We start from the raw sequence: 23,353 nt of genomic DNA on the forward strand, positions 1-23,353 counted from the left end.
GGCAGGAAGGCGTCCAGCGCCGCCGGCTGGGCGGCAAGGCGCGGCTGCCAGGATTGCAGCACGTGAGTGCCTGCGCGTCCCGTGATTTCCCGGTCGTCGAGGGCGGCGGCCATGGCGTCGTGCTCCGCTGTTATGCTAATTTGCTTATTGTATGTAAATTAATGCAACCACCGGGAGCCCATCCGTATGCCGAGGTCAGCCAGCCTGTTCACCGCTTTCGCGCGCGAGCGCCTGCTCGATGCGCCGACGCCGATCCAGCACCTGGCGCGTTTGAGCAACAGCCTCGGCATCGACATCCACGTCAAGCGCGACGACCTGACCGGACTTGGCGGTGGCGGTAACAAGCTGCGCAAACTCGAATTCCTGCTGGGCGAGGCGCTGGCGCAGGGCGCCGATACCGTGCTCACCGTCGGCGCGCTGCAATCGAACCATGCGCGCCTGACCGCGGCCGTGGCGGCGCGTGCCGGGCTGCAGTGCGAACTGGTGCTGACGCGCTCGACCGGCCGTGACGACGAGGACTACCGCCACAACGGCAACGTGCTGCTCGACCGGCTGTTCGGCGCCCGCGTGCATGCGCTGCCGGCCGGTGCCGATGCCGCCGCTTTCGCGGCCGCGCGCCGGGCGGAACTCGAACGGCGCGGGCGCCGCGTCTACCTGGCGCCGCTGGGTGGATCGTCGCCGGCCGGCTGCCTGGGGTATGCGGCGGCGGCCCTGGAGATCGCCAGGCAGGAGCGGGCGTCGGGCTTGTCCTTCGATCGCATCATCCTGCCCAACGGCAGCGGCGGGACCCAGGCCGGCCTGGTGGCCGGCCATGCCGCGCTCGGCCTCGATCCGGGCCGGGTGCGCGCCTACACCGTGCTGGCGCCGGTCGAGACGGCACGCGCCACGACGCGCCGGCTGGCGGCCGAGACGCTGGCGCTGTTGCGGCCCGCGCTGGCGCTGGCCGAGGACGCGGTGCACATCGACGGCAGCCAGCTCGGCCCCGGCTACGGCGTGCCGACCGAGGCCATGCACGCGGCGCTGTCCGAGATGGCAATCCGGGAAGCCCTGCTGGTCGATCCGGTCTACGGCGGCAAGGCATTGGCGGGCTTGCTGGCGGATGCGCGCGAGGGCAGGCTGGCACCCGGCGCGCGCGTGCTGTTCCTGATGACCGGCGGCTTGCCGGGCTTGTTCGCCTACCGTGCGGCGTTTGAGGGAAGATGAAAAGAAAAAAGCCGCCGGCTCTTGCGAACCGGCGGCCTTCCTTATTCTGGTGGTGATAGGTGGACTTGAACCACCGACCCTAGCATTATGAATGCTATGCTCTAACCAACTGAGCTATATCACCAACTGGTACTACTCAACTTCTAAAACAAAATGGCCCAGCCTTTTGAAAGCCAAGCCATTCCGCTTGAATCTTGGTGGTGATAGGTGGACTTGAACCACCGACCCTAGCATTATGAATGCTATGCTCTAACCAACTGAGCTATATCACCGGAACGAAAGATATTATGCCGTCCGGACTTGGCGGTGTCAAGGCTTGGCGTTTTCCAGATGGGACAGCATGATCGGCGCCGGGTCCGGGCCCAGGCAATCGATCACGATGCGCTCCGGCATCGAGCGCAGCCAGGTCAGCTGGCGCTTGGCGAGCTGGCGCGTGGCGATGATGCCGGTCTCGCGCAGCGCCGGGCGGTCGATCAGGCCGTCGAGGTATTCCCAGGACTGGCGGTAGCCGACGCAGCGCATCGAGGGCAGGTTCGGGTTCAGGTCGCCGCGGGCGCGCAGGCGCGCCACCTCGGCCACGATGCCGCCGTCGTCGCTGCTGCCCAGCATCTGGTCGAAGCGCAGCGCGATGCGCTGATGGAGTACCGCGCGGTCGGACGGCTCCAGTGCGAACGACAGCAGGTCGAAAGGCAGCTCGGTCTTGTCGCGCTTCGCGAGTAACGCCGACATCGGCTGGCCCGACAGTTCGATGATCTCCAGCGCGCGGTTGATGCGCTGGGCGTCGTTCGGCGCCAGGCGCGCCGCCGTGACCGAGTCCAGCACCTGCAGTTTGGCGTGCATGCCGGGCCAGCCGATGCGCGCGGCTTCGGCGTCGATGCGTGCGCGCACCTCCGCATCCGCGGTCGGTAGGTCGTCCAGGCCGTCGGCCAGTCCCTTGAAGTACATCATGGTGCCGCCGACCAGCAGCGGCAGCCGGCCGCGCGCCGCGATCTCGGCCACCAGCCGGATCGCGTCTTCGCGGAACTGCATGACCGAATAGGCGTCGAGCGGGTCGATGATGTCGATCAGGTGATGCGGCACGCTGGCCAGCTCCTCGGGGGACGGCTTGGCGGTGCCGATGTCCATCTCGCGGTAGACCAGGGCCGAGTCGACCGAGATGATCTCGACCGGGTGTTCTTTTGCGATGGCGAGGGCGGCGGCGGTCTTGCCGGACGCGGTCGGACCCATGATGGCGACGGCCATCGGTTTGGCTTGCTGGTTCATTGTTTTACTGGCCGCGCAGGAACAGTTTGTCGAGCGCGGAAATCTCGAGTTGGACCCAGGTCGGGCGGCCATGGTTGCACTGGTCGGCGCGTTCGGTCGCTTCCATCTGGCGCAGCAGGGCGTTCATCTCGGGCACCGCCAGGATGCGGTTGGCGCGCACCGCCGTGTGGCAGGCGAGGGTGCCGAGCAATTCGTTGCGGCGCTCGATCAGCACGCGCGAGCCGCCATACTCTCGCACGTCGCGCAGGACGTCGCGCGCCAGGGTCTGGGCGTCGGCGTTCTTCAGCAGCGTCGGCACGGCGCGCACCGCGAGGGTGGTCGGCGACAGCGCGGCGATGTCGAAGCCGAGCGCCTTCAGGGTGTCCTGGTTTTCCTGCACGGTGCCGACTTCGATCGCGTCGGCGAAGAAGGTCACCGGGATCAGGAGCTGCTGCACCTGCATCTGCTCGCCGCCGGCCTGGGCGTCGAGCGCGTTCTTGATCTGCTCGTACAGGATGCGTTCGTGGGCCGCATGCATGTCGACCAGCACCAGGCCCTTGCGGTTCTGGGCCAGGATGTAGATGCCGTGCAGCTGGGCCAGCGCGAAGCCGAGCGGGAAGTCGTCGTCGGAGGCCGGTTGCGTGGTCTCCGGCAAGCTGGCTTCGCGCACCGCGCTGCCGCTGGCCGGCGCGTCCGCTGCGCGGTCCGATTTGAACAGGGCGCCGTAGCTGTCGGTGCGCTGCGGGACGCCGGCGCTGGTCGGCGTACCGACGCCCGGCGCATCCCAGCGGCTGCCGGGCGGGAAGGGCGAAGGCGAGAAGGTCGAGGTCAGCTGGCTGCCGAACGAGGTCTGTTCGTGCGGACGGCGCCAGGCCGGGGTGCCGCTGCTGCTTGAGCCACCACCGCCACCACCGCCACCACCACCACCACCACCACCACCCGGGCTGCCGCCGAGGCCGAAGTTGCCGCCCGGGCCACGGCCCAGGATGCTGTCGAGCGAGGTGCGCGACGCCGTGATCTCGGCCGCGCTGACCGGCGCCGGCGCGTTGCCGTGGGCGGTCGCCGAAGTCTGGGCCAGCGTGCGCTGCACCGCGTGGAACACGAACTGGTGCACGGCGCGGCTGTCGCGGAAGCGCACTTCGATCTTGGACGGGTGCACGTTGACGTCGACCATCGCCGGGTCGAGTTCGAGCGCCAGCACATAGGTCGGGAAGCGGTCGCCGTGCAGCACGTCCTCGTAGGCGGCTTTCACCGCGTGCACCAGCAGCTTGTCGCGCACGAAGCGGCCGTTCACGTAGAAGAACTGGCCGTCGGCGCGCGCCTTGGAGGCGGTCGGCAAGCCGACGTAGCCCTGCAGGCGCAGCGGGCCGGCGGCTTCCTCGACCGCCAGGCGCGCCTCGGCGAAATCGTTGCCGAGGATCTGGGCGCTGCGCTTGGCGGCTTCGCTGACGTTCCAGTGGTCGATGGTGCGGCCGTTGTGGGTCAGGCTGAACGAGACGTCGGGCCGCGCCAGCGCGATGCGGCGCACGACTTCGGCGCAGTGGCCGTATTCGGTCTGCTCGGACTTCAAAAACTTGCGGCGCGCCGGCGTGTTGAAATACAGGTCCTGGACGTCGATCGTGGTACCGAAGGCGCCGGACGAGGGCGCTACCACCCCCAGGTGCGAGCCGACGATTTCCCACGCATGCGGCGCGTTGGCCGTGCGCGAGGTGATCGACACCGCCGCCACCGAGGCGATCGAGGCCAGCGCCTCGCCGCGGAAGCCGAGCGTGTTCACGTTTTCCAGTTCGGCCAGCGAGGCGATCTTGGAGGTCGCATGGCGCGCCAGCGCCAGCGGCAGCTCTTCCGGCGGGATGCCCTTGCCGTTGTCGGTGATGGCGATGCGCTTGACGCCGCCTTCCTCGAGACGGATCGTGACCTGGGTCGCGCCGGCGTCGAGCGCATTCTCGAGCAGCTCCTTTACCACGGCCGATGGCCGCTCGACCACCTCGCCGGCGGCGATTTGCGAGATCAGCTGATCGGGCAGCTGCTGGATCGGGCGATGGGTAGGGACCGGAGCGTTCATCCGACACATTATAGCTCGGCGTGCGCCAACTCAAACCGGGGCCCATCGCAGGGTGTCGCGATTCTGTTGCTTAAGTTGTGTTTCCGGCCATTTATCGGGGCAGACTGGTGGTATGATGCTGCGCTACCGTTTAGGACTACTATGGATTTCATGCAATTTTTCGACATGATTCTTCATGTCGATAAAACCCTGGGCATGTTGCTCAGCCAGTACGGCATCTATGTCTACGCAGTACTGTTCGCCATCGTGTTTTGCGAGACCGGCCTGGTGGTCCTGTTCTTCTTCCCCGGCGACACCCTGCTGTTCATCGCGGGCGCCTTCTGCGCCACCGGCGAGATGAGTTATCCGCTGCTGATGGGGCTCCTGATCCTGGCCGCCGTCACCGGGAATACCCTGAACTATCATATCGGCGAAGCCATCGGCCAGCGCATGTTCACCCAGGACTACCGCTGGATCAACAAGGATGCACTGAAACGCACCCACGACTTCTTCGAAAAGCATGGCGGCAAGACCATCATCCTGGCGCGCTTCGTGCCTGTGGTGCGGACCTTTGCCCCGTTCGTGGCCGGCGTGTCCGACATGACGCATACCCGCTTCCAGATGTTCAACATCACCGGCGCCGTGCTGTGGGTGGCCGGTCTGGTGACCGCCGGCTATTTCTTCGGCAATATCCCGGTGATCCGCGACCACCTGACCGCGATCGTGCTGATCGGTGTCGGCGCCGCGATCGTGCCGCTGGCGCTGGGTGGCATCTACAAGTTCGGGCGCCGCATGTTGAGCCGATAACACCCGATAACACCTCGACATTGTCAGGTCAGCCAGCGCGCCGCATCGACGGCGCGCTGTGCGTTTACGGGGGGATGCGGCCCTCAAGTTTGCCTACGGCAACCCGTTAAAGCATGGACTGCTTCATTACTGGAATCCCATGCGTAACCTGATCGCCCTGTTCGCTTGCTGCTGTGTCGCCATGAGCGCAAGCGCGAACGATCCTGCCGCCGCGGCAGCCAAGCTCGCGGCCTCCATCTCGAAACCGGCGTCGGCTTCCATGCCGGCAAGCGCCAAAACCACGTCTTCCGACGCGGTCAAGAAACTGGTGGCGGCCGCCGATGCCAAGGTTGCAGGCGGGCCGGCCGCTGCGGCCGCTGCACCGGCTGCAAGCGCCAAGGAAGAGGACGCCGAAGTCGCGCTGTCCGCCAAGATCGCCGAGCGCCTGGCCGAGCTGCGCGAGCGCCAGCAGGCGCGCGCCGGCGCCGCCGCGCGCGCCAGGAAGGTGGCCGATGCCCGCCGCAAGCAGGAAGAGCAGGCCGCCGTCGCCGCCGCCGCAGCGGCGATCACGGCTGCCGCCGCACCGAAGCGTGGCACCGACTGGTCCTACGAGGGCGAACTCGGTCCCGCCAACTGGTCGAAGATCAACGACGGCTGGGCCAAGTGCGCCACCGGCAACCGCCAGTCGCCGATCGACCTGCGCGACGGCATCAAGGTCAACCTCGAACAGATCAGCTTCGATTACCACCCGTCCTCGTTCAGCGAGGTCAACAATGGCCGCACGATCCAGGTCGAAGTCGGCAGCGGCAATTTCATCACGGTCGGCAACCAGACCTATGAGCTGCAGCAATTCCACTTCCACCGTCCGTCGGAGGAAAAGATCAACGGCAAGGGCACGGAAATGGTCATGCACATGGTGCACAAGAGCGCCGACGGCAAGATCGCGATCATCGCCGTGCTGCTCGAACGCGGCCAGCCGCACGGCCTGATGCAGACGGTCTGGGACAACCTGCCGCTGGAAAAGCACGAGACCGTGTCGCCGGCGATCGTGATCGACCCGACCGATGCGCTGCCGGAAAAGCGCGAGTATTTCACTTACATGGGGTCCCTGAGCGAACCGCCGTGCACCGAGGGTGTGCTGTGGATGGTGTTCAAGCAGCCGCGCCAGGCGTCGCCGGCGCAGATGGCCCTGTTTTCGCGGCTGTATCCGCTGAATGCGCGGCCGGTGCAGTCGACGGCGGGGCGGATGATCAAGGAGTCGAACTGAGGCTGGCTTAGCGCAGCCACCGTCGCCCCTGCCTGCGCAGGGGCGACGTTTACAAGCTAACGATTCAGGTGGAGTCGGCGAACCATCAAGCCGACACCACCACCCGGTGCTCCCCGCGCCAGCTCCCGCCCGGCTCCAGCACCTGCGGCCCCAGCAAGGCCGGCTCGATGCAGACAAATTGCCGGTACTCGTCATCGTCCATATCGTTCAGCGCGGCCGCATCGGCCGCTCCCGGATTCCACACGACCGCATCGCTAAAGCCGCTCTGCTGCAACCCCAGCTTGTCGGCCCCGGTATCGAACACGATGTTGCCGGCGATCCCCTCGAACACCTGGTCCAGCTTGTCGGTAATCGCCAGCGTCTCGGCCTGCACGCCGTCGATGCGCACCGCTTCCACGTCTTCGACCAGGTAATAAGTGTGCAGCGCGGCGGAGAACGGGAAGGCCTCGGTGCCGGTGTTGCGCACCTCCAGCTGCAGGGCCAGGGTCTGCGCCCCCACCGTCACCCGCAGCGACAGTTCGAACGGCGCCGGCCAGGCGGCCGCCAGCGCGGGCGCCAGGTCGGCCTGCGACAGGCCCAGCACGGCGAACGCGGCGCCGTCCTGCTCGCCCGACTCGAGTACGCGCCAGGTGCTGACGCGCGCGAAGCCGTGGCGCATGCCGCTGCCGCGTTCGGCGAACTGGGGAAAGATCACCGGCACGCCACCGCGGATCGCGCGGCTGCCGTCGAGCGCGGACAGGGTGCTGAGGAACAGGCGTTCCTGCGCTGCCGGTGCCTGCAAGCCCACCGCGCCGGCCGCGCTGGCCTGCGGGCTGGGCGGGGTTTTCCATGACAGCAGGTGGGCACCATACAGGGTGATGGTCGCTTCGGCGCCGTCGGGCGCGCGAAGTTGTAAGGCGGGCAATTGCCCAAACTGCGTGGTGGTTGCGCTCACGGGCCTCTCCTCAGGTAAAACCAATGGAGTCGTCACGCGCGGCAACCACGCCATCGGGATCAAGTCATGCGGCTCTTCGCCAGCGGCGGATTGTACGCGAAGTAGCGCTTGATGCCTTTGGTGATCGCGTCGGCCAGTTGATTTTGATAGCCGTCGTCCTTCAGCCGCGCTTCCTCTTCCGGATTCGAGATGAAAGCGGTCTCGACCAGGATCGAGGGGATGTCGGGCGCCTTCAGCACCGCAAAGCCGGCCTGTTCGACCGAGCCCTTGTGCAGGCGGTTGATGCCGCCGATCTCGGACAGCACGGCCTTGCCCAGCTTGAGGCTGTCGTTGATCTGGGCCGTGGTCGACAGGTCGAACAGCACGCTGGCGATGTCCTTGTCGTGCGACGCGAAATTGGTGCCGCCGATCAGGTCGGCCTTGTTCTGGTCGTTGGCCAGCCAGCGCGCGGCGCTCGAACTCGCGCCTTTTTCCGACAGCACGAACACCGACGAGCCGCGCGCGCTCGGCTGGACGAAGGCATCGGCGTGGATCGACACGAACAGGTCGGCCTGTACCTTTCTCGCCTTTTCCACGCGCTGGCCGAGCGGCACGAAGAAGTCGGCGTCGCGGGTCAGCATCACGCGCGTGTTCGGCAACTCTTCCAGCTTGGCCTTCAGGCGCTTGGCGACCGACAGCACGATGTCCTTTTCGTGCACGCCGGTGGCGCCGGTCGCGCCCGGGTCCTCGCCGCCATGGCCGGGATCGAGCGCGATGGTGACCATGCGCGTCACCTTCTGGCCCGGCGCGGCCTTCGGATGGGCCTCCACCTTTGCCTGCGCTTGTGCCTGATTGCGGACCGCGGCCGGCGGTTGCGGCGTGCTCGGCTGCGGCTGGGCCGGCGTGGTGCCGGCGCGGGCGGCGTCGGCTTCCAGCTGGGCCACCGCGGCCGGGCCGACCTGGCCGACGCTCGGGGCGCCCGGCTGGGCGCTCGGCGTCGGGGTGGCGGCCGCGACTTCGCTGCCGCTCCACTTTTCCTTGTCGATCATCGCCGTCAGCGGATCGACCGGCTTGACGGGATACAGGTCGAAGATCAGGCGGTGCCGGTAGCCGGCCACCGGATCGAGCGTGAACACCTGCGGCTTGACGGTTTCCTTCAGGTCGAATACCAGGCGCACCACGTTCGGGCGGTTCTGGCCGACCCGCACCTGCTTGATGTAGGGATCGTTCGATTCGACCTTGGCGACCAGGCTTTTGAGGGTGTCGTTGAGGGCCAGGCCATCGATGTCGACGACCAGCCGCGGCGGGTCGGGCACCATGAAATGGGTGGTTTTCAGCTCGCCGTCGTTTTCCAGCGTGACGCGGGTGTAGTCGTCGGCCGGCCAGACGCGCACGGCCATGATCTGGGCAGCCATGGCGCTTGTGGGCAGCAGGGCAGGCGCGAGCACCGACAGCAGCAGCGTGCCGCCTTTTTTCAGGGTGGCACGCCGTGTTCTCGAGCCAATGAGCTCATCGGGAATCAGGGAGTCGGGGGGTAGTGCAGGCGTTCGAGGCATAGCAGGCCCAAGTCGGACAACGCCTGCAATTCTACAGTACGCCCGAGCCCGCTGACTTCCAGCAACACGTTCACGTCGGGTGGCGGCAACACCGGCTCGCCTTTTTCCGGCCATTCGACGATGCAAATGTTGTGACCATTGAAATCTTCGCGGAAGCCGGCGTCCAAAAATTCTTCCGGACTCGACATGCGGTACAGGTCGTAGTGGATCAGCTCGACCGGCTGGCCGCCGAGGCGGATGCGGTAGGGTTCCGACAGCGTATAGGTCGGGCTCTTGACCGCGCCCTGGTGGCCGGCCGCGTGCAGCAGCGCGCGCGTGAGGGCGGTCTTGCCGGCGCCGAGGTCGCCGTGCAGGTAGATCACCAGGCCCGGCTCCAGCGCGCGCGCCAGGGCGCCGCCCAGGGCGCGGGTCGCGTCTTCATCAGGAAGATAAGTTCTTATGGACTGCATCAATTAAAATAGTGTGTTGCGGACGCTTGCGCCGCATCGTGTTGTCAACTTTCCCACCATGTCCGACGCTTCTCCCGACCTCGACCAACTCGCGCAAGCCATCAAGGCATGGGGCGCCGAACTCGGCTTTGCCGACGTCCGCATCACGGACGTTGACCTGGCGCATACGGAAGCCGGGCTGCAAGCCTGGCTTGACGCAGGCCACCATGGCGAGATGGATTATATGGCAAGCCACGGCATGAAGCGCGCCCGGCCGGCCGAACTGGTGCCCGGCACGGTGCGCGTGATCAGCGCGCGCATGGACTACCTGCCGCGCGCCACCGCGGACGACTGGCGCGCCCGCGAACGCCTGCGCCAGCAGGATCCGCAGGCGGCCGTGGTCTCGGTCTATGCCCGCGGACGCGATTACCACAAGGTCTTGCGCAACCGCCTGCAGGCGCTGGCCGAGAAGGTCAGGGCGGCCATCGGCGACTACGGCTACCGCGTGTTCACCGATTCGGCGCCGGTGATGGAATTGCCGCTGGCGCAAAAGGCGGGACTGGGCTGGCGCGGCAAGCATACCCTGCTGCTGTCGCGCGAAGCCGGCTCGACCTTCTTCATCGGCGAGATCCTGGTCGATCTGCCGCTGCCGGTGGACGAACCCGGCGGTGCCCACTGCGGCCAGTGCGAGGCCTGCATCGGCGCCTGCCCGACCGGCGCCATCCTCGGGCCGGGGCGGCTCGATGCGCGGCGCTGCATCTCCTACCTGACGATCGAATTGAAGGGCAGTATTCCGGAAGAATTCCGGCCGCTGATCGGCAACCGTATCTACGGCTGCGACGATTGCCAGCTAGTGTGCCCGTGGAACAAGTTCGCGCAGCGCGGCATGCTGCCCGACTTCGACGAGCGCAACGGCCTCGGCGCGGCCAGCCTGGTGGACCTATTTGCCTGGGAAGAGGAAGAATTCAATCGCCGCATGGAGGGCAGTCCGATCCGCCGCATCGGCCATGAGCGCTGGCTGCGCAACCTGGCGGTGGGACTCGGTAATGCAGCGGCGGAGCGCCCGGGCGACCCGGCCATCGTGGCTGCCCTGCAGGCCCGCGCAGCGCATCCGTCGGCGCTGGTGCGCGAGCACGTGGCCTGGGCGCTGGCGCGCCACGGGGTCGTGCTACAGCTCGATGCGCTTCATGCGTAATGCCGACCAGTCGCCGTCGATCGAGATCATCGCCACACCTGTGATACCGTTTTCCTTTGCATAGGCATTGATCGAGTCGCGATTAATATCGGTGGCCTTGGAAGCGGTCTGCTTCAGGTAAGCCACCCACAGCGACCCCTTGTCGCCCATGCGTTCCTTGGCGGTCGGGAAATACTGCTCGAGTTCCTTGCGGTTCATTGCGAACAGCAATACCACGTCTACTTTTTCTTGATCACTCTTGATCAGGTTGGGAGGCATCTGCGCGACCATGCCGGGGTGAACGCTTCCGTTCAAGATCAGCATCGATTTCGCGGTCCGCAAAAACATCTTGTCTGCAATCGTCTTTTCGCTCATCTGTTCTTCCCTGAAGAATTTTTCTTGCATGGCCGGTGGGGCCATGGGGTGTTCAATGATTTTACAAGCGAACTTGCGAAAAGCTTGGAGGCAACAACCTGTTGTGCGCGCCTGTTCCGTAGACGGGATTACTTCAACAGCCCTGCCAGTTCCACTGCCGTCTTGACCTGCATCTTGTCGAAAATGTGCGCCCGGTGCACCTCCACCGTGCGCATGGAAATGCCGAGTTTGTCGGCCACGACCTTGTTCATGTTGCCGGCCAGGATCAGGTCGAGGACTTCGCGCTCGCGTGCCGACAAGGTCGCCAGGCGCGCGTGCACCGCGGCCGCGCCGGCGGCCTTGCGCGAGGCTGCCATGGCTTCTTCCACGCGGTCCATCAGCTGGTTGTCGTTGAACGGCTTTTCGAAGAAATCGAAGGCGCCGCGCTTGAGCGAGTCGACCGCCATCGGCACGTCGCCGTGGCCGGTCAGGAAGATCACCGGCAGGCGCGCCAGCAGGCCGCGCGCGACCAGCTGGTCGAATACCGCGATGCCGTTCATGCCGGGCATGCGCACGTCGAGCAGCACGCAGTCGCCACTCGCTGCGCTGGCGCCGCCTGCGCCGTCGGCGTCGGCGGCTTGTACCTGTTCGCCGAGGGCATCGAGAAAGGCCTGGCCGCCGGCATGGCCGCGCGCCGCCAGCCCGCGCGATTGCGCCAGCCATTCGAGGGCGTCGCGGATGACGTCTTCGTCGTCGACGATATGCAGCATGCGATGGATCTCCTTTTATTGGGCGGTTATTTTAGCTCAGCGTTTGCCTCTCGGCAGGTGCTCATGCTTTTTGCAGGGCGAACGTGAAGATGGTGCCGCCGCCCGGATTGTCGGCGTGGCTCAGGGTGCCGCCGTGGAATTCGATCGCGGTGCGGCAGATCGACAGGCCCATGCCCATGCCCTCGGCCTTGGTCGAGAAGAAGGGCGAGAACAGGCGCTCGGCCACTTCGGGCGCGATGCCGTGGCCATTGTCGATGACCGAGACCGCCACCTGGGCATCGGTTTCCTGCGCCGTGATGCGCAGCAGGCGCCGCTCGGGCGCAATGTCCTGCATCGCCTCGATCGCGTTGCGGGTCAGGTTCAGCAGCACCTGCTCGAGCAGCACGCGGTCGGCCAGCACCGGCGGCAGCGCCGGCGGGAAGTCGACCTGCAGCGTCACGTAGCTCTGGCGCGCCTGCATGTCGATCAGCGCGCGGATGCCGTCGACCACCTGCTGCATCGCCACGTTCTCGCGGTGCGGCTCGCGCTTCTTGACGAATTCGTGCACGCTGCGGATCACCTGGCCGGCGCGCCGGGCCTGGGTGTTCGCCTGTTCCAGCGCGCGCTTGAGCATGCCGATGTCGAGCGCGGGCGATGCACCCGGCCCGCTGACGTCATCCGCGTTGGCCCGGTTCAGCACATTCAAGGCGCCGGCGGTGTAGCTGGAAATCGCCGCCAGCGGCTGGTTCAGCTCGTGCGCCAGCATCGATGAGATCTCGCCCATGGTCGACAGGCGCGCGCTGGTTTCCAGTTTTTCCTGCTGCTGGCGGTTGAGTTCCTCGGCGCGCTTGCGGTCGGTGATGTCGAGCACGGAGCTCATCCACCCGGTATGGCGGCCGTGGTTGTCGACCAGCGGCGCCTCGAAGATCAGCACCGGCACGCGCACGCCGTCGGTCCGCTGGAACACGGTCTCGAACTGCGGCGTGGCCTGGCCCGCCAGCACCTTGCGGAAGCGCTGTTCGTACTCGGCCATGGCTTCCGGCGCCCAGTAGGGCATCGGTGGTTTCTTGCCCAGCAGTTCCTCGCGCGGCAGGCCGACCATGCGGCAGAAGGCCGGGTTGACGTAGGTGACGCGGCCTTCCAGGTCGCGCGCGCGCAGGCCGGTCAGCAGCGAATCTTCCATCGCGGTGCGGAACGCCATCTGCTGGCGCAGCGCGTTCTCGGCGGCGATGGTGCGCGCGATGTGGCGCCACAGCGCGACCAGCGACAGCACCAGCCCGAGCGCCAGCACGATCACCGAACCCACCAGCAGGTTCGGCAGCAGCTTCGGCGCGCCCTTGACGCTGTCGGTGGCCAGCACGATCTGCGAGCCGGGCAGGTCGAGCGCGCGCTTGTGGGTGTAGACCCCGCGTCCCGGGCCGCCGGCGGCGCGCTGGGCCACCACGCGGTCGTCGCGGTCGAGCAGGGACAGCGCGTTGTCCTGGGCGAACCACCAGGGCACGTTTTCGTCGAGCAGGGTCTGCAGGTTGTAGGTGGCGACCAGGCTGCCGGCATAGGTGCCGGCACGGTACAGCGGCAAATGGAAGTCGACCAGGCCATGCAGCGCCGCGGTGGCGCCATACGGTTCGCTGTAGCGGCCGGCGCGCGTGGTGCGCGCCATCTCGGCCGCCTCGCGCGAGGATTCGGTCAGGCCGGCGGCCGGCAATTCCATGCCGCGCAGCGCCCGCACGCTGCCGTCGGGGCCGAGCCAGACCACGCGCCGCAGTTCGTGGCCGTTCTTGAACATCTGCGCCAGGCGCGCCTGCAGCACGTTCGCTGCCGGCGCTTCCACCACCAGGTCGGCGCCGAGCGTGGCCAGCGCCTCTTCGCTGCGCGCCAGTTCGAAGCGCAGCGTCTGCTCGACCCACAGGGTGTCGGCGATCAGCTGTTCCTGGCGTTCGTTGGCTTCCATCTGGCGCGCCTGCCAGGGCAGCCACAGCAGTACCAGCAGGAACAGCAGCACCAGCAGCACCGGCACCAGCCAGCGCCAGGGGCCTTCGGGAACGGGGCGGGGCGTCGTAAATGGATTCTTCATATCGGTTGCGTTGCTGCCGGCCTTGCGGTTTTCCACGATGGCGGCGCCGTCCGGGAAACGGCACACTGGGGCCAGCTTCAGAATATACCTGTATTGCTTCAGTCAGAGGAAACGTCATGCGGATCAAAGCCGCCCTGGCCGCGCTGGCCTCGCTGCCCATCATTATCGGCATTTGTGCCGCGGTCGGCACCGGCAGCGCCCGGGCCCAGGCCCCCATCATCATCAAGTTCAGCCATGTGGTCGCACCGGGCGCGCCCAAGGGGCTGGCGGCCGAGCGCTTCCGGGTGCTGGCCGAACAGATGACGCGCGGGCGGGTCAAGGTCGAAGTCTACCCGAACAGCCAGCTCTACAAGGACAAGGAAGAGCTGGAAGCCCTGCAGCTGGGCGCGGTGCAGATGCTGGCGCCGTCGCTGGCCAAGTTCGGGCCGCTGGGCGTGAAGGAATTCGAAGCCTTCGACCTGCCTTATATCTTCCCCACCAAGGCCGCGCTGAACGCGGTGACCGAGGGGCCGATCGGGCGCAGCCTGCTGCGCAAGCTGGAATCGAAAGGACTCACCGGACTGGCCTACTGGGACAACGGCTTCAAGGTGATGTCGGCCAACCGGCCGCTGCACGACCCGGCCGACTTCCGCGGGCTGCGCATGCGCATCCAGGGGTCCAAGGTGCTCGATGCCCAGATGCGGGCGCTGGGCGCGGTGCCCCAGGTGCTGGCGTTTTCGGAAGCCTACCCGGCGCTGCAGTCGGGCGTGGTCGACGGTACCGAGAACCCGCCGTCGAACATGCTGACCCAGCGCATGAACGAGGTGCAGAAACACGTGACGGTGTCCAACCACGGTTACCTGGGGTATGCCGTGATCGTCAACAAGAAGTTTTGGGATGGCTTGCCGCGCGATATCCGTTCGCAGCTGGAAGGGGCGCTGCGCGAAGCCACGATCTACGAAAAAGCCATAGCCCAGCGTGATAACGAGCGCGCGCTCGAGACGATCCGCAAGACCGGCAAGACCACTGTCTACACCCTCACGCCGGAACAGCAGGCTGCCTGGCGCCGTGCGCTGCTGCCGGTCCAGAAGCAGGTGGAAGGGCGCATCGGGACCGAGCTGATCGAATCGATCAACCGGACCACGGCCCAGAATCGTTGATCCTGCACCATTTATACGCATCCGGCATAAGGATTGACGATCTGGCTTGACACTTTCGATTGTCAAATTTCTTGTCAGCAATGAAATGCCGGCTGAGCCCACTTTCTGTTGTTTTTAAGTTGGTTATAGCTGAAATATATTCCGTGAATGTATATAGAAATGTACGTTTTTCTTATGCGGATGCGTTATGATGGAGCACCTTCAGCACTACATTGGTGCGTAGGGAAGGCGAACCGGATACATGTTGGGGAGAGGTAGAAAAAGCGGTAATGACGGTACCACAAGTACATCGCATTCATTTACCGGAAAAAAGTTTGGAGGAGACACACGTTTTACATGATGCTGCCGGCACGACCGAGCGGCCGGGAACGTGAACCAGATTGAAGCGCACCCCAGGGTGCGCTTTTTTTTCGCTTGTGCATCTATCGGCGGCGGACACCGGCCCTTGCCGCGGCGCTACCGGCGTCTTACACTAGACTGATGAATACACAACAGGGCAGCGAGATCTTCAGCGCCATCACGGCCGCGCCGTTCGGGGCCATCGGTATCCGCACCGAACAGGACAGTTTGCGCGAGCTGGTCTACCTGCCGCCGCATTACCAGGAAAAGGCGCCGCTCGACGCCGTCGCCGAACAGGCCGCCGTGCAGGTCATGCGCTATTTTGCCGATCCCGAATACCGTTTCGACCTGCCGCTGCATGCGGCCGGCACCGCATTCCAGCGCCGCGTGTGGGACATGATCGGGGCGATCCCGCGCGGCAGCGTGCGCACCTACGGCCAGCTCGCCAAGTTGCTGGAATCGCATCCGCGCGCGGTCGGCCAGGCCTGCGGCGCCAACTGGTTCCCGCTGGTGGTTCCCTGCCACCGCGTGACCGCGGCCGGCGGCCTGGGCGGCTTTGCCAGCCACGACGACGAAAACGGCTTCCACCTCTCGGTCAAGCGCTGGCTGCTGCGCCACGAAGGCGCGCTCGCCACCGACATGCCATGGCAACAACAGCCGATTTTCCCCTGATCGACGCGTTCTGCGACACGCTCTGGCTCGAGCACGGGCTGTCGAAGAACTCGCTGGACGCCTACCGCCGCGACCTGCGCCTGTTCGCGCGCTGGCTGCAGGCCAAGCGCCCTGAGCGCGCCGACCTGCACGCAGTGCAGCCGCAGGACATTGCTGCCTATTTCGCCGAGCGCCACGAAGAATCGAAGCCGAGTTCGGCCAACCGGCGCCTGTCGGTGCTGAAGCGCTTCTACCAGCTGGCGCTGCGCGAACGCCGCATCAGCAGCGATCCCTGCCTCAAGATGGCATCGGCGAAGCAGCCGGCGCGCTTCGTGCACACCCTGAGCGAAGCCCAGGTCGACGCCTTGCTGAATGCGCCGGACGTGAGCACGCCGCTGGGCCTGCGCGAGCGCACCATGCTGGAACTGATGTATGCGAGCGGCTTGCGCGTGTCGGAACTGGTGACCCTGAAAGTGGTCGAGCTGAGCCTGAACGACGGTGTGCTGCGCATCACCGGCAAGGGCAGCAAGACGCGACTGGTGCCCTTCGGCGAACAGGCGCGCCACTGGCTGGAACGCTACCTCAGGGAGGCGCGTGGTCAGATCCTGGACGGCCAGGTCGACGATGCCCTGTTCGTCACCGGCCGCGGCGGCGCCATGACGCGCCAGATGTTCTGGGTCGTCATCAAGAAGCATGCGGCCCGGGCCGGCATCACTGCGCCGCTGTCGCCGCACACGCTGCGCCACGCATTCGCCACCCACCTGCTGAACCACGGCGCCGACTTGCGCGTCGTACAACTGCTGCTGGGCCATTCCGATATTTCGACCACGCAGATCTACACCCACGTCGCGCGCGAGCGCCTGAAACACCTGCACGCCCAGCACCACCCGCGCGGATAAATCTCAAGGCCCGGCCACCGGCGTGCCCCATAATGGTTCGGTAGGAGTTTTCCCAACCGGGTCCCATTGACATGCTCGAGGTGATTATGCCCAGGACGAATTTCCAGTACGAGAAGCGGCAGCGCGAGTTGGAAAAGAAGCGCAAGGCGGACGAGAAGGCAAAGCGCAAGCTGGAGGCCAAGCTGCACAAGGCGCCCGGGGAGGCGGGCGAGGCGGTTGGGGAGGCTTCGGAAGGTTCGGACGCTCAGGTCGAGGCGGAGCCGGTGGGGCAGGGGGAGCGGGATCCGGCTTGAAGAGCGTCGCCCCTGCGAAGGCAGGGGCCCAAGTTTTGCGAGCAATCAGCCGCATATGCTGGCGGCCCGCGTCGAACTTGGGCCCCTGCCTGCGCAGGGGCGACGGTTTTGGAGCTAACGCGGAAAATTACGCAGTTTGCTGTTCCCCACCCGCAGCACCCTCGTCTGCGGCAGCATGCTCCTCATGCCGCCGGAACCAGCGCACGGCCCGCTTGCCCAGCGCATCCAGGTAAGTGTAAGCCACCGGCACCACCACCAGCGTCAGCAGGGTCGAGGTGATCACGCCGCCGATCACCGCCCGTCCCATCGGCGCCTGGGTCTCGCCGCCTTCGCCCATGCCGATCGCCATCGGCAGCATCCCGAAGATCATCGCCAGCGTCGTCATCAGGATCGGGCGCAGGCGCACCTGGCCGGCTTCCATCAGGGCCGCGAACTGGGACTTGCCTTCGCGCTGGCCGTGGTTGGCGAAGTCCACCAGCAAAATCGCGTTCTTGGTCACCAGGCCCATCAGCATTACCACCCCGATCACCGAGAAGATGTTGAGCGTGGTCTTGGTGACCAGCAGCGCCACCAGCACGCCGATCAAGGACAGCGGCAGCGACACCATGATCGCGATCGGCTGCAGGAAGCTGCCGAACTGCGAGGCCAGCACCAGGTAGATGAAGATCACCGCGATGCCGAGCGCCACGCCGAAGCCGGCCATGGTCTCGTCCATCTGCTCGGCGCGGCCACCGACGTCGAAGCGCACGCCGTCCGGCATCTCGATCGACTTCATGGCCTGCCGCACCTCGCTCATCACGTCGCCCAGCGGCCGGCCGTCCAGGCCGGCGTAGACCGCCACGCGGCGCTGCAGGGCCTGGCGCTTGAGCACCTGCGGGCTTGTCGCGGGCACGAACTCCACCACCTGGCGCAGCGGCACCATGATCGGGTTGCCGGCCGCGTCCAGGCGGCTCGAGGCCACCGCCAGGTCGCCCAGGTCGGCGATCTTCTGGCGGCCGGTCTTCGGCAGCTGCACGTTGACCTCGTAGTTCTGGCCGTCCGGGGCCAGCCAGCGGTTGGTCTGGTCGCCGGCGACGAAGGGCCGCAGCGAGGCACCGATCTGCTGCACCGACAGCCCGAGGTCGCGCGCCAGTTCGTGGTTGATTTTCACCAGCGTGGCCGGATTCGCGCCTTCCTGGCTGTATTCGATATCGGCCACGCCCTTGATCGCTGCCATCTTGTCCATCAGCCGGTGTGCGACGGCATCCAGCTTGGCGTCGTCGTTGCCGAGGATGGCGATGAAGATCGGGCGCTCGCCCACGGTGAGGGTGACGCCGGCGATCGAGGACAGGCGGTCGCGGATCACCTGTTCCAGTTCCTGCTGCGAGCGGCGGTGCGTCGTGTGCACGTCCGTCAGCTTCAGGTTGACCTGCGAGTAATTGCGGCCTTCCCAGGAGCCGACGATGGTCGACATGCTGTCGATTTCCTTGAATTCGCCGAGCGCGGTCTCGATCTGGCGCAGCTTGGCGTCGGAGTAGTCGAGGCTGGAGCCGACCGGGGTCTTGAAGCGCAGCTGGATGAAGCCGTTGTCGACCTGGGGCGTGAACTCGCCGCCGATCTTCGGCACCAGCAGCAGGCTGCCGGCGAACAGGGCGAAGGCGAGCAGCAGGGTCGACTTGCGCCAGGCCAGCGCGAAGCCGAGCACCTTGGCGTACCAGCCGTGCACGTGCTCGATGCCGCGGTCGATGCGCGCCGTCAGGCGGCCCAGCCAGGGCACATACTTGAAACGGTCTTTGGCCGGGTCCGGCCATACCGAGGACAGCATCGGGTCGAGCGTGAAGCTGACGAACAGCGAGACCAGCACCGCCACCGCCACCGTGATGCCGAACTGCAGGAAGAAGCGGCCGATGATGCCCTGCATGAAGGCGATCGGCACGAACACGGCGACGATGGCAAACGTGGTGGCCATCACCGCCAGGCCGATCTCGTTGGTGCCATCCTCGGCGGCGCGCACGTGGTTCTTGCCCATGCCGAGATGGCGCACGATGTTCTCGCGTACCACGATGGCGTCGTCGATCAGCAGGCCGATCGACAGCGACAGCGCCATCAGGGTCAGGAAGTTCAGCGTGAAGCCGAAGTACTTCATGGCGATGAAGCTGGCCAGCACCGAGATCGGCAGGGTCAGGCCGGTGATGATGGTGCTGCGCCAGGAGTGCAGGAACAGGAACACGATCACCATGGTCAGGATCGCGCCTTCGATGATGGTGTCCTTGACGTTGTCGAGCTGGCCCTGCACGGTCTTGGCCTGGTCGTCCAGGACGGTGAAGCGGATATCCTTGGGCAGGCTGTCCTTCATCGCCTCGATCGCCGCCCGCACGCCCGTGCCCACCGCAACCGTGTTGGCATCCTGGACCTTGGCGATTTCCAGCGAGATGGCGCGTTCGCCGTTCACGCGCGAGATCGAGTCCTCTTCCGCGGCGCCGTCCGAGATCCGGGCCACCTGTTCCAGGTAGACCGGGCCGCTGGCGCGCTGGGCCACGATGATGCGGTTGAAGTCGCGCGCTGCCTTCATCTTGCCTTCGATGCGCACCAGGTTCTCGCGCTCGCCGCGGCTGACGCGGCCGGCCGGCAGGTTGGCGTTGGTGGCGCTGATCGCGGCCATGACTTCGTCGATGCCGACGTTCAGGCTGCGCAGCTGGTCCGGACGGATGTCGACCAGGACTTGCCGGTTCTGCTTGCCGTTGACGCGGACCTGGCCGACGCCGGCCACTGCCTGCAGGCGCTTGACGATGACCTGGTCGGTCAGCATGGTCAGGTCGCGCAGGCTGCGTTCGTGCGAGCTCAAGGAAAGCTGGAGCACCGGTTGCGCATTGTCGCCTTCCTGGCGGTAGACCACCGGCTCCTTGACTTCGCGCGGGAAGCCGCCGCGCACGGTGCTGATGCGGTCGCGCAGTTCCTGGACGGCGCGGTCCATGTTGACGGTCAGCTGGAATTCGACGCCGACCCCGGACCGGCCCTCGAAGGAAGAGCTGCGGATCGCCTTGATGCCGCCGACGGTATTCGCCGCTTCCTCGATCGGGCGGGTGACGTCGTTCTCGACCTGCTCGGGCGAGGCGCCCGGGTACTGGGTCTCGATGAACACGGCCGGGATCTCGACGTTGGGCATGTTTTCCACGCCCAGGCCACGGTAGGAAAACAGGCCGAGCACCATCAGGCCGACCATCACCATGGTCGCGAACACCGGGTGCTTGATGCTGACGCGGGTCATCCACATGGGGTCAGCCTTTCGCAGCGGTGGTGGCGGTGGGCAGCTTGACGCGGTGGCCGGGTTTGACGCCGTCCAGCGGCAGGGCCAGCACGGTGGCGCCGGCCTGGATGCCGTCGAGCGCTTCGACCAGGCCTTCGTCCTGGTTGCGCAGGCCGAGTTTCACCGGCTGCGCCACGACCTTGCCGCCGTCGACGCGGTACACCACGTCCTCGCCTCGCAGTTCTCCTTCTCCGGTACGCACGGCGCTCAAAGGCAGCAGCGCGTGCGCTGCCGATTTCTCGGTCGTCACCGCGCCTTTCGCGAACATGCCGGCGCGCAGCAGGCCATCCGGATTGTCGACGCCGATATACACCAGCATGGCGCGCGAGCCGGCTTCGGTGGACGGGTTGATGCGCACCACCTTGCCGGCGAAGTTGCGCTCGCCGAAGCCGTCGACGCGGAACTGCACTTCCTGGCCCACCTTGATGCGCGGGATGTCGGAGGCCGGCACCTGGGCGTCCAGGGTCAGATGCTGCAGGTCGACGATGGAAAACACCGGGCTGTCCGGCGACAGCTTTTCGCCGGCCTGCACATGGCGCTTGCTGACCACGCCCGACAGCGGCGCGCGGATCACCGTGTCCGCCAGCGCGATGCGCGCCAGGTCGAGCTGGGCGCGGGCGGCATCGACCGCGGCCTGGGCCAGGTCGACCGCATTCGAGCTCGTGTCGTAGGCGCTCTGGGCGATGTACTTCTGCTGCAGCAGGGCTGCGCTGTTGGCCTGGTTCTTCTTCGCCAGTGTCAGGCGCGCGTTGGCGTCGGCCAGCAGCGCCTGCTGCTGGGCCACGCGGGCGCGCGCTTCGGCGTCGTCGAGGCGGGCGATCACCTGGCCGGCGGCGACCCGCATCCCTTCCTGTACGGTGGTGGCCAGCACCACGCCCGACACCTTCGATTTCACGGTCGCCTGGGCCAGCGGGATCAAGGACCCGGACAGGGGCAGGGTGACCGCCAGCGGACGCGCCTCGACCACGGCGATGTCGCGCTTCGACAGTTCGTGCACGGACTCCTTGTCCGCCTTGGCGGCGGCGCCGGGCGCGGGCTGGGCGGGGGCCGCCGCGCGCTGGGTCCAGGCGTAGCCGCCGGCGGCGCCGGCAAGGAGCACGGCCGCCAGGCCGATGGCGGCGCGGCGGCGTTGATGGGGCACGGTGCTTGCGGCCGGCTCGGCCGGCGACAGGGGGAGCGTCTCGATCTTCATGGCCTCGTTCTTGTTGAGCGCGTTGGAAGGGGAGCGCACGTGTTCCGTCGGAGGGATGGAGCTCCATGCGCATGAAGGCATGGTAGGGAAGGGGATGACGAACAGCTATCGGAATGCGACGAGCGGTGAAAAAGGACCGCTGAATGGTGAAAAAGGCGGCGTGGGCGTTGCCGGCTCAGCCATCGCCCTCGGGTTCCCCTTCGACCCGCTCGAACAGGCGCAGCCTGGCCAGCACCTGCCCGTGGTCCGACGCTTCCGGCAGGCCCAGGTCGAGGTGGTCGTTCAGGTACACGACGTCGGCGATTTCCCCCAGCGCCCCCGGCAGCTCGGGATTGAACTCGCTCGATACCAGGATATGGTCGATAGTCGTGTACTGCCCCTCGTGCAGGTTCGAAAAGCCGACGTGGCGCACGCGGTCCTGGCGCCGCTGCATGCCGCAGGCGTCGTACAGGCGGTCGCCGGCCGGACCGCCGATGCCGAGCACGATGCCGGTGGTGACGGCGTCGGCGACGTCGTTGAAGTCGCCCAGCACGATGCGCGGGCGGTGGTGTTCGCGGCCGAGGCGCGACAGGATCACGCGCAGCGCCGCCGCCTCGGTGCCGCGCCGGATCAGCGAGCGCAGCGAAGCCAGCGCGAACAGCTGCGGATCGTCGCCGGTGTCGCCGGTGCGGTAATCGGGGCGGCGCGACTTCAGGTGCACCACCAGCACGTCGGCCACCAGCCCGGGCGCGAGCTCGATCTGGGCGTGCAGCGGCGGGCGGGTGAAGCGCTCCGGGTCGCGGTTCCCGGGCGGCATCGCGATCCCGGCAGGAAAATAGGGCAGCGGTTCCGGCGCCGCCGCCAGCGGCAGGCGCGACACCAGGGCCACGCTCGGCGTCAGCTTGTCGGCGCCGGGGTCGGGATCGAAGCCGATATGCAGCGCCTCGCGGTAGCGCCGCGTACGCGACAGTACCTCGGCCAGCGTCGCCTGCGAAAACACCTCCTGGAAGCCGATCACGTCGGCATTCAGCGTGTCGAGCTGGCGCGCGGTCCAATCGATCTTCGCTTCGGTCTCCTCGGGCGTGTAGGGCGCCAGGTTGTCATAGAGCCGGGCGCCCGCCGGGGCCAGGTTATAGACATTAAAGGTGGCAAAGCGAATTTCTTGCTGCATAATCAGAAACTCCTCCGTTTGCTTTTAGCGTAACACGCATGGCCAAGAAAGAGCACATCTCCGAAACGCCCGCCACCCAGTTCCTGCGCAAGCAGGGTGTGGTCTTTTCCGAGCACCCCTATGAATACGAAGAACACGGCGGTACGGCGGTCTCCTCGCGCGCGCTCGGCGTGCCCGAACACGACGTCGTCAAGACCCTGGTGATGCAGGACGAGGCGGCGCGCCCGCTGATCGTGCTGATGCATGGCGACTGCAAGGTATCGACCAAGAACCTGGCGCGCGCGATCCCGTGCAAGTCGGTCGAGCCGTGCAAGCCCGAGGTGGCGCAGCGCCATTCCGGCTACCTGGTGGGCGGCACCTCGCCGTTCGGCATCCGCAAGGCGATGCCGGTGTACGTCGAGGAATCCATCCTCGAGCTCGACAAAATCTATATCAATGGCGGGCGGCGCGGTTTCCTGGTCGGGATCGCGCCGCAGGTGCTGGTCGACGTGCTGAAGGCGCGGACTGTGCATTGTGCGCTGGCGGAGTAAAGGCTTGCCGCCGGGCATAAGCCATGGTGTATAGTCACGCGCCGGCCTCCCCCGTAGCGCCGGCTTGGGGATAAAGAAAGAGAC

Annotated in this window: 20 protein-coding genes and 2 tRNA genes; 9 read left to right on the top strand and 13 right to left on the bottom strand. The window is 66.4% G+C overall.

Annotation, left to right across the window (positions count from 1 at the left end; translation table 11 throughout):
- Positions 1–186 precede the first annotated feature (186 nt).
- Positions 187–1,203, top strand: coding sequence for a D-cysteine desulfhydrase family protein (locus FBX97_RS12115; protein ID WP_141831919.1), 1,017 nt, complete (start codon positions 187–189; stop codon positions 1,201–1,203).
- A gap of 47 nt (positions 1,204–1,250) precedes the next feature.
- On the opposite strand, the gene FBX97_RS12120 is transcribed toward FBX97_RS12115, so the two are convergent.
- From FBX97_RS12120 to mutL, 4 genes are all read right to left on the bottom strand, one after another.
- Positions 1,251–1,327: transfer RNA gene (locus tag FBX97_RS12120), tRNA-Met, on the bottom strand.
- Positions 1,328–1,398: 71 nt separating this feature from the next.
- Positions 1,399–1,475: transfer RNA gene (locus FBX97_RS12125), tRNA-Met, on the bottom strand.
- 37 nt (positions 1,476–1,512) lie between these two features.
- Positions 1,513–2,466 (bottom strand): tRNA (adenosine(37)-N6)-dimethylallyltransferase MiaA, encoded by a 954-nt coding sequence (gene miaA, locus FBX97_RS12130; protein WP_141831920.1) that lies wholly within the window; start codon positions 2,464–2,466, stop codon positions 1,513–1,515.
- Between the two features lie 4 nt (positions 2,467–2,470).
- Positions 2,471–4,510 (bottom strand): DNA mismatch repair endonuclease MutL, encoded by a 2,040-nt coding sequence (gene mutL, locus FBX97_RS12135; protein ID WP_141831922.1) that lies wholly within the window; start codon positions 4,508–4,510, stop codon positions 2,471–2,473.
- 141 nt (positions 4,511–4,651) lie between these two features.
- On the opposite strand from mutL, the gene FBX97_RS12140 reads away from it, so the two are divergent.
- The gene (locus FBX97_RS12140; RefSeq protein WP_141831924.1) at positions 4,652–5,296 is read left to right on the top strand and encodes a VTT domain-containing protein; all 645 of its coding nucleotides are present in this window, start codon (positions 4,652–4,654) and stop codon (positions 5,294–5,296) included.
- Positions 5,297–5,435: 139 nt separating this feature from the next.
- On the top strand, positions 5,436–6,542 hold the full coding sequence (locus FBX97_RS12145) for a carbonic anhydrase (protein WP_141831926.1): 1,107 nt from the start codon (positions 5,436–5,438) through the stop codon (positions 6,540–6,542).
- 85 nt (positions 6,543–6,627) lie between these two features.
- Here the strand turns inward: FBX97_RS12145 and FBX97_RS12150 are convergent, their stop codons facing one another.
- The 3 genes from FBX97_RS12150 to tsaE are packed head-to-tail and all read right to left on the bottom strand — an operon-like array spanning position 6,628 to position 9,460.
- Positions 6,628–7,476, bottom strand: coding sequence for a D-hexose-6-phosphate mutarotase (locus FBX97_RS12150; RefSeq protein ID WP_255517439.1), 849 nt, complete (start codon positions 7,474–7,476; stop codon positions 6,628–6,630).
- A gap of 59 nt (positions 7,477–7,535) precedes the next feature.
- Complete coding sequence (locus tag FBX97_RS12155; protein ID WP_141831930.1) at positions 7,536–9,011, bottom strand: N-acetylmuramoyl-L-alanine amidase; 1,476 nt, start codon at positions 9,009–9,011, stop codon at positions 7,536–7,538.
- Positions 8,975–9,460 (bottom strand): tRNA (adenosine(37)-N6)-threonylcarbamoyltransferase complex ATPase subunit type 1 TsaE, encoded by a 486-nt coding sequence (gene tsaE / locus FBX97_RS12160; RefSeq protein ID WP_141831932.1) that lies wholly within the window; start codon positions 9,458–9,460, stop codon positions 8,975–8,977. Before tsaE ends, FBX97_RS12155 begins: the two co-directional genes overlap by 37 nt.
- Before the next feature lie 58 nt (positions 9,461–9,518).
- On the opposite strand from tsaE, the gene queG reads away from it, so the two are divergent.
- The gene (gene queG / locus FBX97_RS12165; protein WP_141831934.1) at positions 9,519–10,634 is read left to right on the top strand and encodes a tRNA epoxyqueuosine(34) reductase QueG; all 1,116 of its coding nucleotides are present in this window, start codon (positions 9,519–9,521) and stop codon (positions 10,632–10,634) included.
- On the opposite strand, the gene FBX97_RS12170 is transcribed toward queG, so the two are convergent.
- From FBX97_RS12170 to FBX97_RS12180, 3 genes are all read right to left on the bottom strand, one after another.
- Positions 10,608–11,033 carry a DUF3052 family protein gene (locus tag FBX97_RS12170; RefSeq protein WP_255517440.1) on the bottom strand — a complete coding sequence of 142 codons (426 nt, stop codon included), beginning with the start codon at positions 11,031–11,033 and terminating at the stop codon, positions 10,608–10,610. The two genes, queG and FBX97_RS12170, sit on opposite strands and share 27 nt — an antisense overlap.
- Before the next feature lie 83 nt (positions 11,034–11,116).
- Positions 11,117–11,737 carry a response regulator transcription factor gene (locus FBX97_RS12175; RefSeq protein ID WP_141831936.1) on the bottom strand — a complete coding sequence of 207 codons (621 nt, stop codon included), beginning with the start codon at positions 11,735–11,737 and terminating at the stop codon, positions 11,117–11,119.
- Positions 11,738–11,798: 61 nt separating this feature from the next.
- Positions 11,799–13,790: a nitrogen regulation protein NR(II) gene (locus FBX97_RS12180; RefSeq protein WP_141831937.1), complete on the bottom strand. Its 1,992-nt coding sequence runs from the start codon at positions 13,788–13,790 to the stop codon at positions 11,799–11,801.
- Positions 13,791–13,906: 116 nt separating this feature from the next.
- Here FBX97_RS12180 and FBX97_RS12185 point away from each other — a divergent pair, with 116 nt between their 5' ends.
- The 4 genes from FBX97_RS12185 to FBX97_RS29590 all read left to right on the top strand — a co-directional run bounded on the left by FBX97_RS12185 (position 13,907) and on the right by FBX97_RS29590 (position 17,111).
- Positions 13,907–14,929, top strand: coding sequence for a TRAP transporter substrate-binding protein (locus FBX97_RS12185; protein ID WP_141831939.1), 1,023 nt, complete (start codon positions 13,907–13,909; stop codon positions 14,927–14,929).
- 480 nt (positions 14,930–15,409) lie between these two features.
- Positions 15,410–15,940, top strand: coding sequence for a methylated-DNA--[protein]-cysteine S-methyltransferase (locus tag FBX97_RS12190; RefSeq protein ID WP_141831941.1), 531 nt, complete (start codon positions 15,410–15,412; stop codon positions 15,938–15,940).
- Positions 15,913–16,818, top strand: a complete 906-nt coding sequence (xerD, locus tag FBX97_RS12195; protein ID WP_141831943.1) for a site-specific tyrosine recombinase XerD — start codon at positions 15,913–15,915, stop codon at positions 16,816–16,818. The genes FBX97_RS12190 and xerD overlap by 28 nt, the downstream gene beginning before the upstream one ends.
- An 86-nt stretch (positions 16,819–16,904) precedes the next feature.
- Positions 16,905–17,111 (top strand): hypothetical protein, encoded by a 207-nt coding sequence (locus FBX97_RS29590; RefSeq protein WP_185748636.1) that lies wholly within the window; start codon positions 16,905–16,907, stop codon positions 17,109–17,111.
- Positions 17,112–17,238: 127 nt separating this feature from the next.
- Here the strand turns inward: FBX97_RS29590 and FBX97_RS12205 are convergent, their stop codons facing one another.
- The 3 genes from FBX97_RS12205 to FBX97_RS12215 form a co-directional block, all read right to left on the bottom strand.
- A complete protein-coding gene (locus FBX97_RS12205) occupies positions 17,239–20,364 on the bottom strand; it encodes an efflux RND transporter permease subunit (RefSeq protein ID WP_141831948.1) in 3,126 nt (1,041 codons plus the stop codon).
- A gap of 4 nt (positions 20,365–20,368) precedes the next feature.
- Positions 20,369–21,628: an efflux RND transporter periplasmic adaptor subunit gene (locus FBX97_RS12210; RefSeq protein WP_255517441.1), complete on the bottom strand. Its 1,260-nt coding sequence runs from the start codon at positions 21,626–21,628 to the stop codon at positions 20,369–20,371.
- Positions 21,629–21,764: 136 nt separating this feature from the next.
- On the bottom strand, positions 21,765–22,739 hold the full coding sequence (locus FBX97_RS12215; protein WP_141831950.1) for an endonuclease/exonuclease/phosphatase family protein: 975 nt from the start codon (positions 22,737–22,739) through the stop codon (positions 21,765–21,767).
- Between the two features lie 38 nt (positions 22,740–22,777).
- On the opposite strand from FBX97_RS12215, the gene ybaK reads away from it, so the two are divergent.
- A complete protein-coding gene (gene ybaK / locus FBX97_RS12220) occupies positions 22,778–23,269 on the top strand; it encodes a Cys-tRNA(Pro) deacylase (RefSeq protein WP_141831952.1) in 492 nt (163 codons plus the stop codon).
- Positions 23,270–23,353 lie beyond the last annotated feature (84 nt).

It is taken from the genome of Herbaspirillum sp. SJZ107 (assembly GCF_006715485.1).
In the GTDB taxonomy this organism is placed as follows: Bacteria; Pseudomonadota; Gammaproteobacteria; order Burkholderiales; family Burkholderiaceae_D; genus Telluria.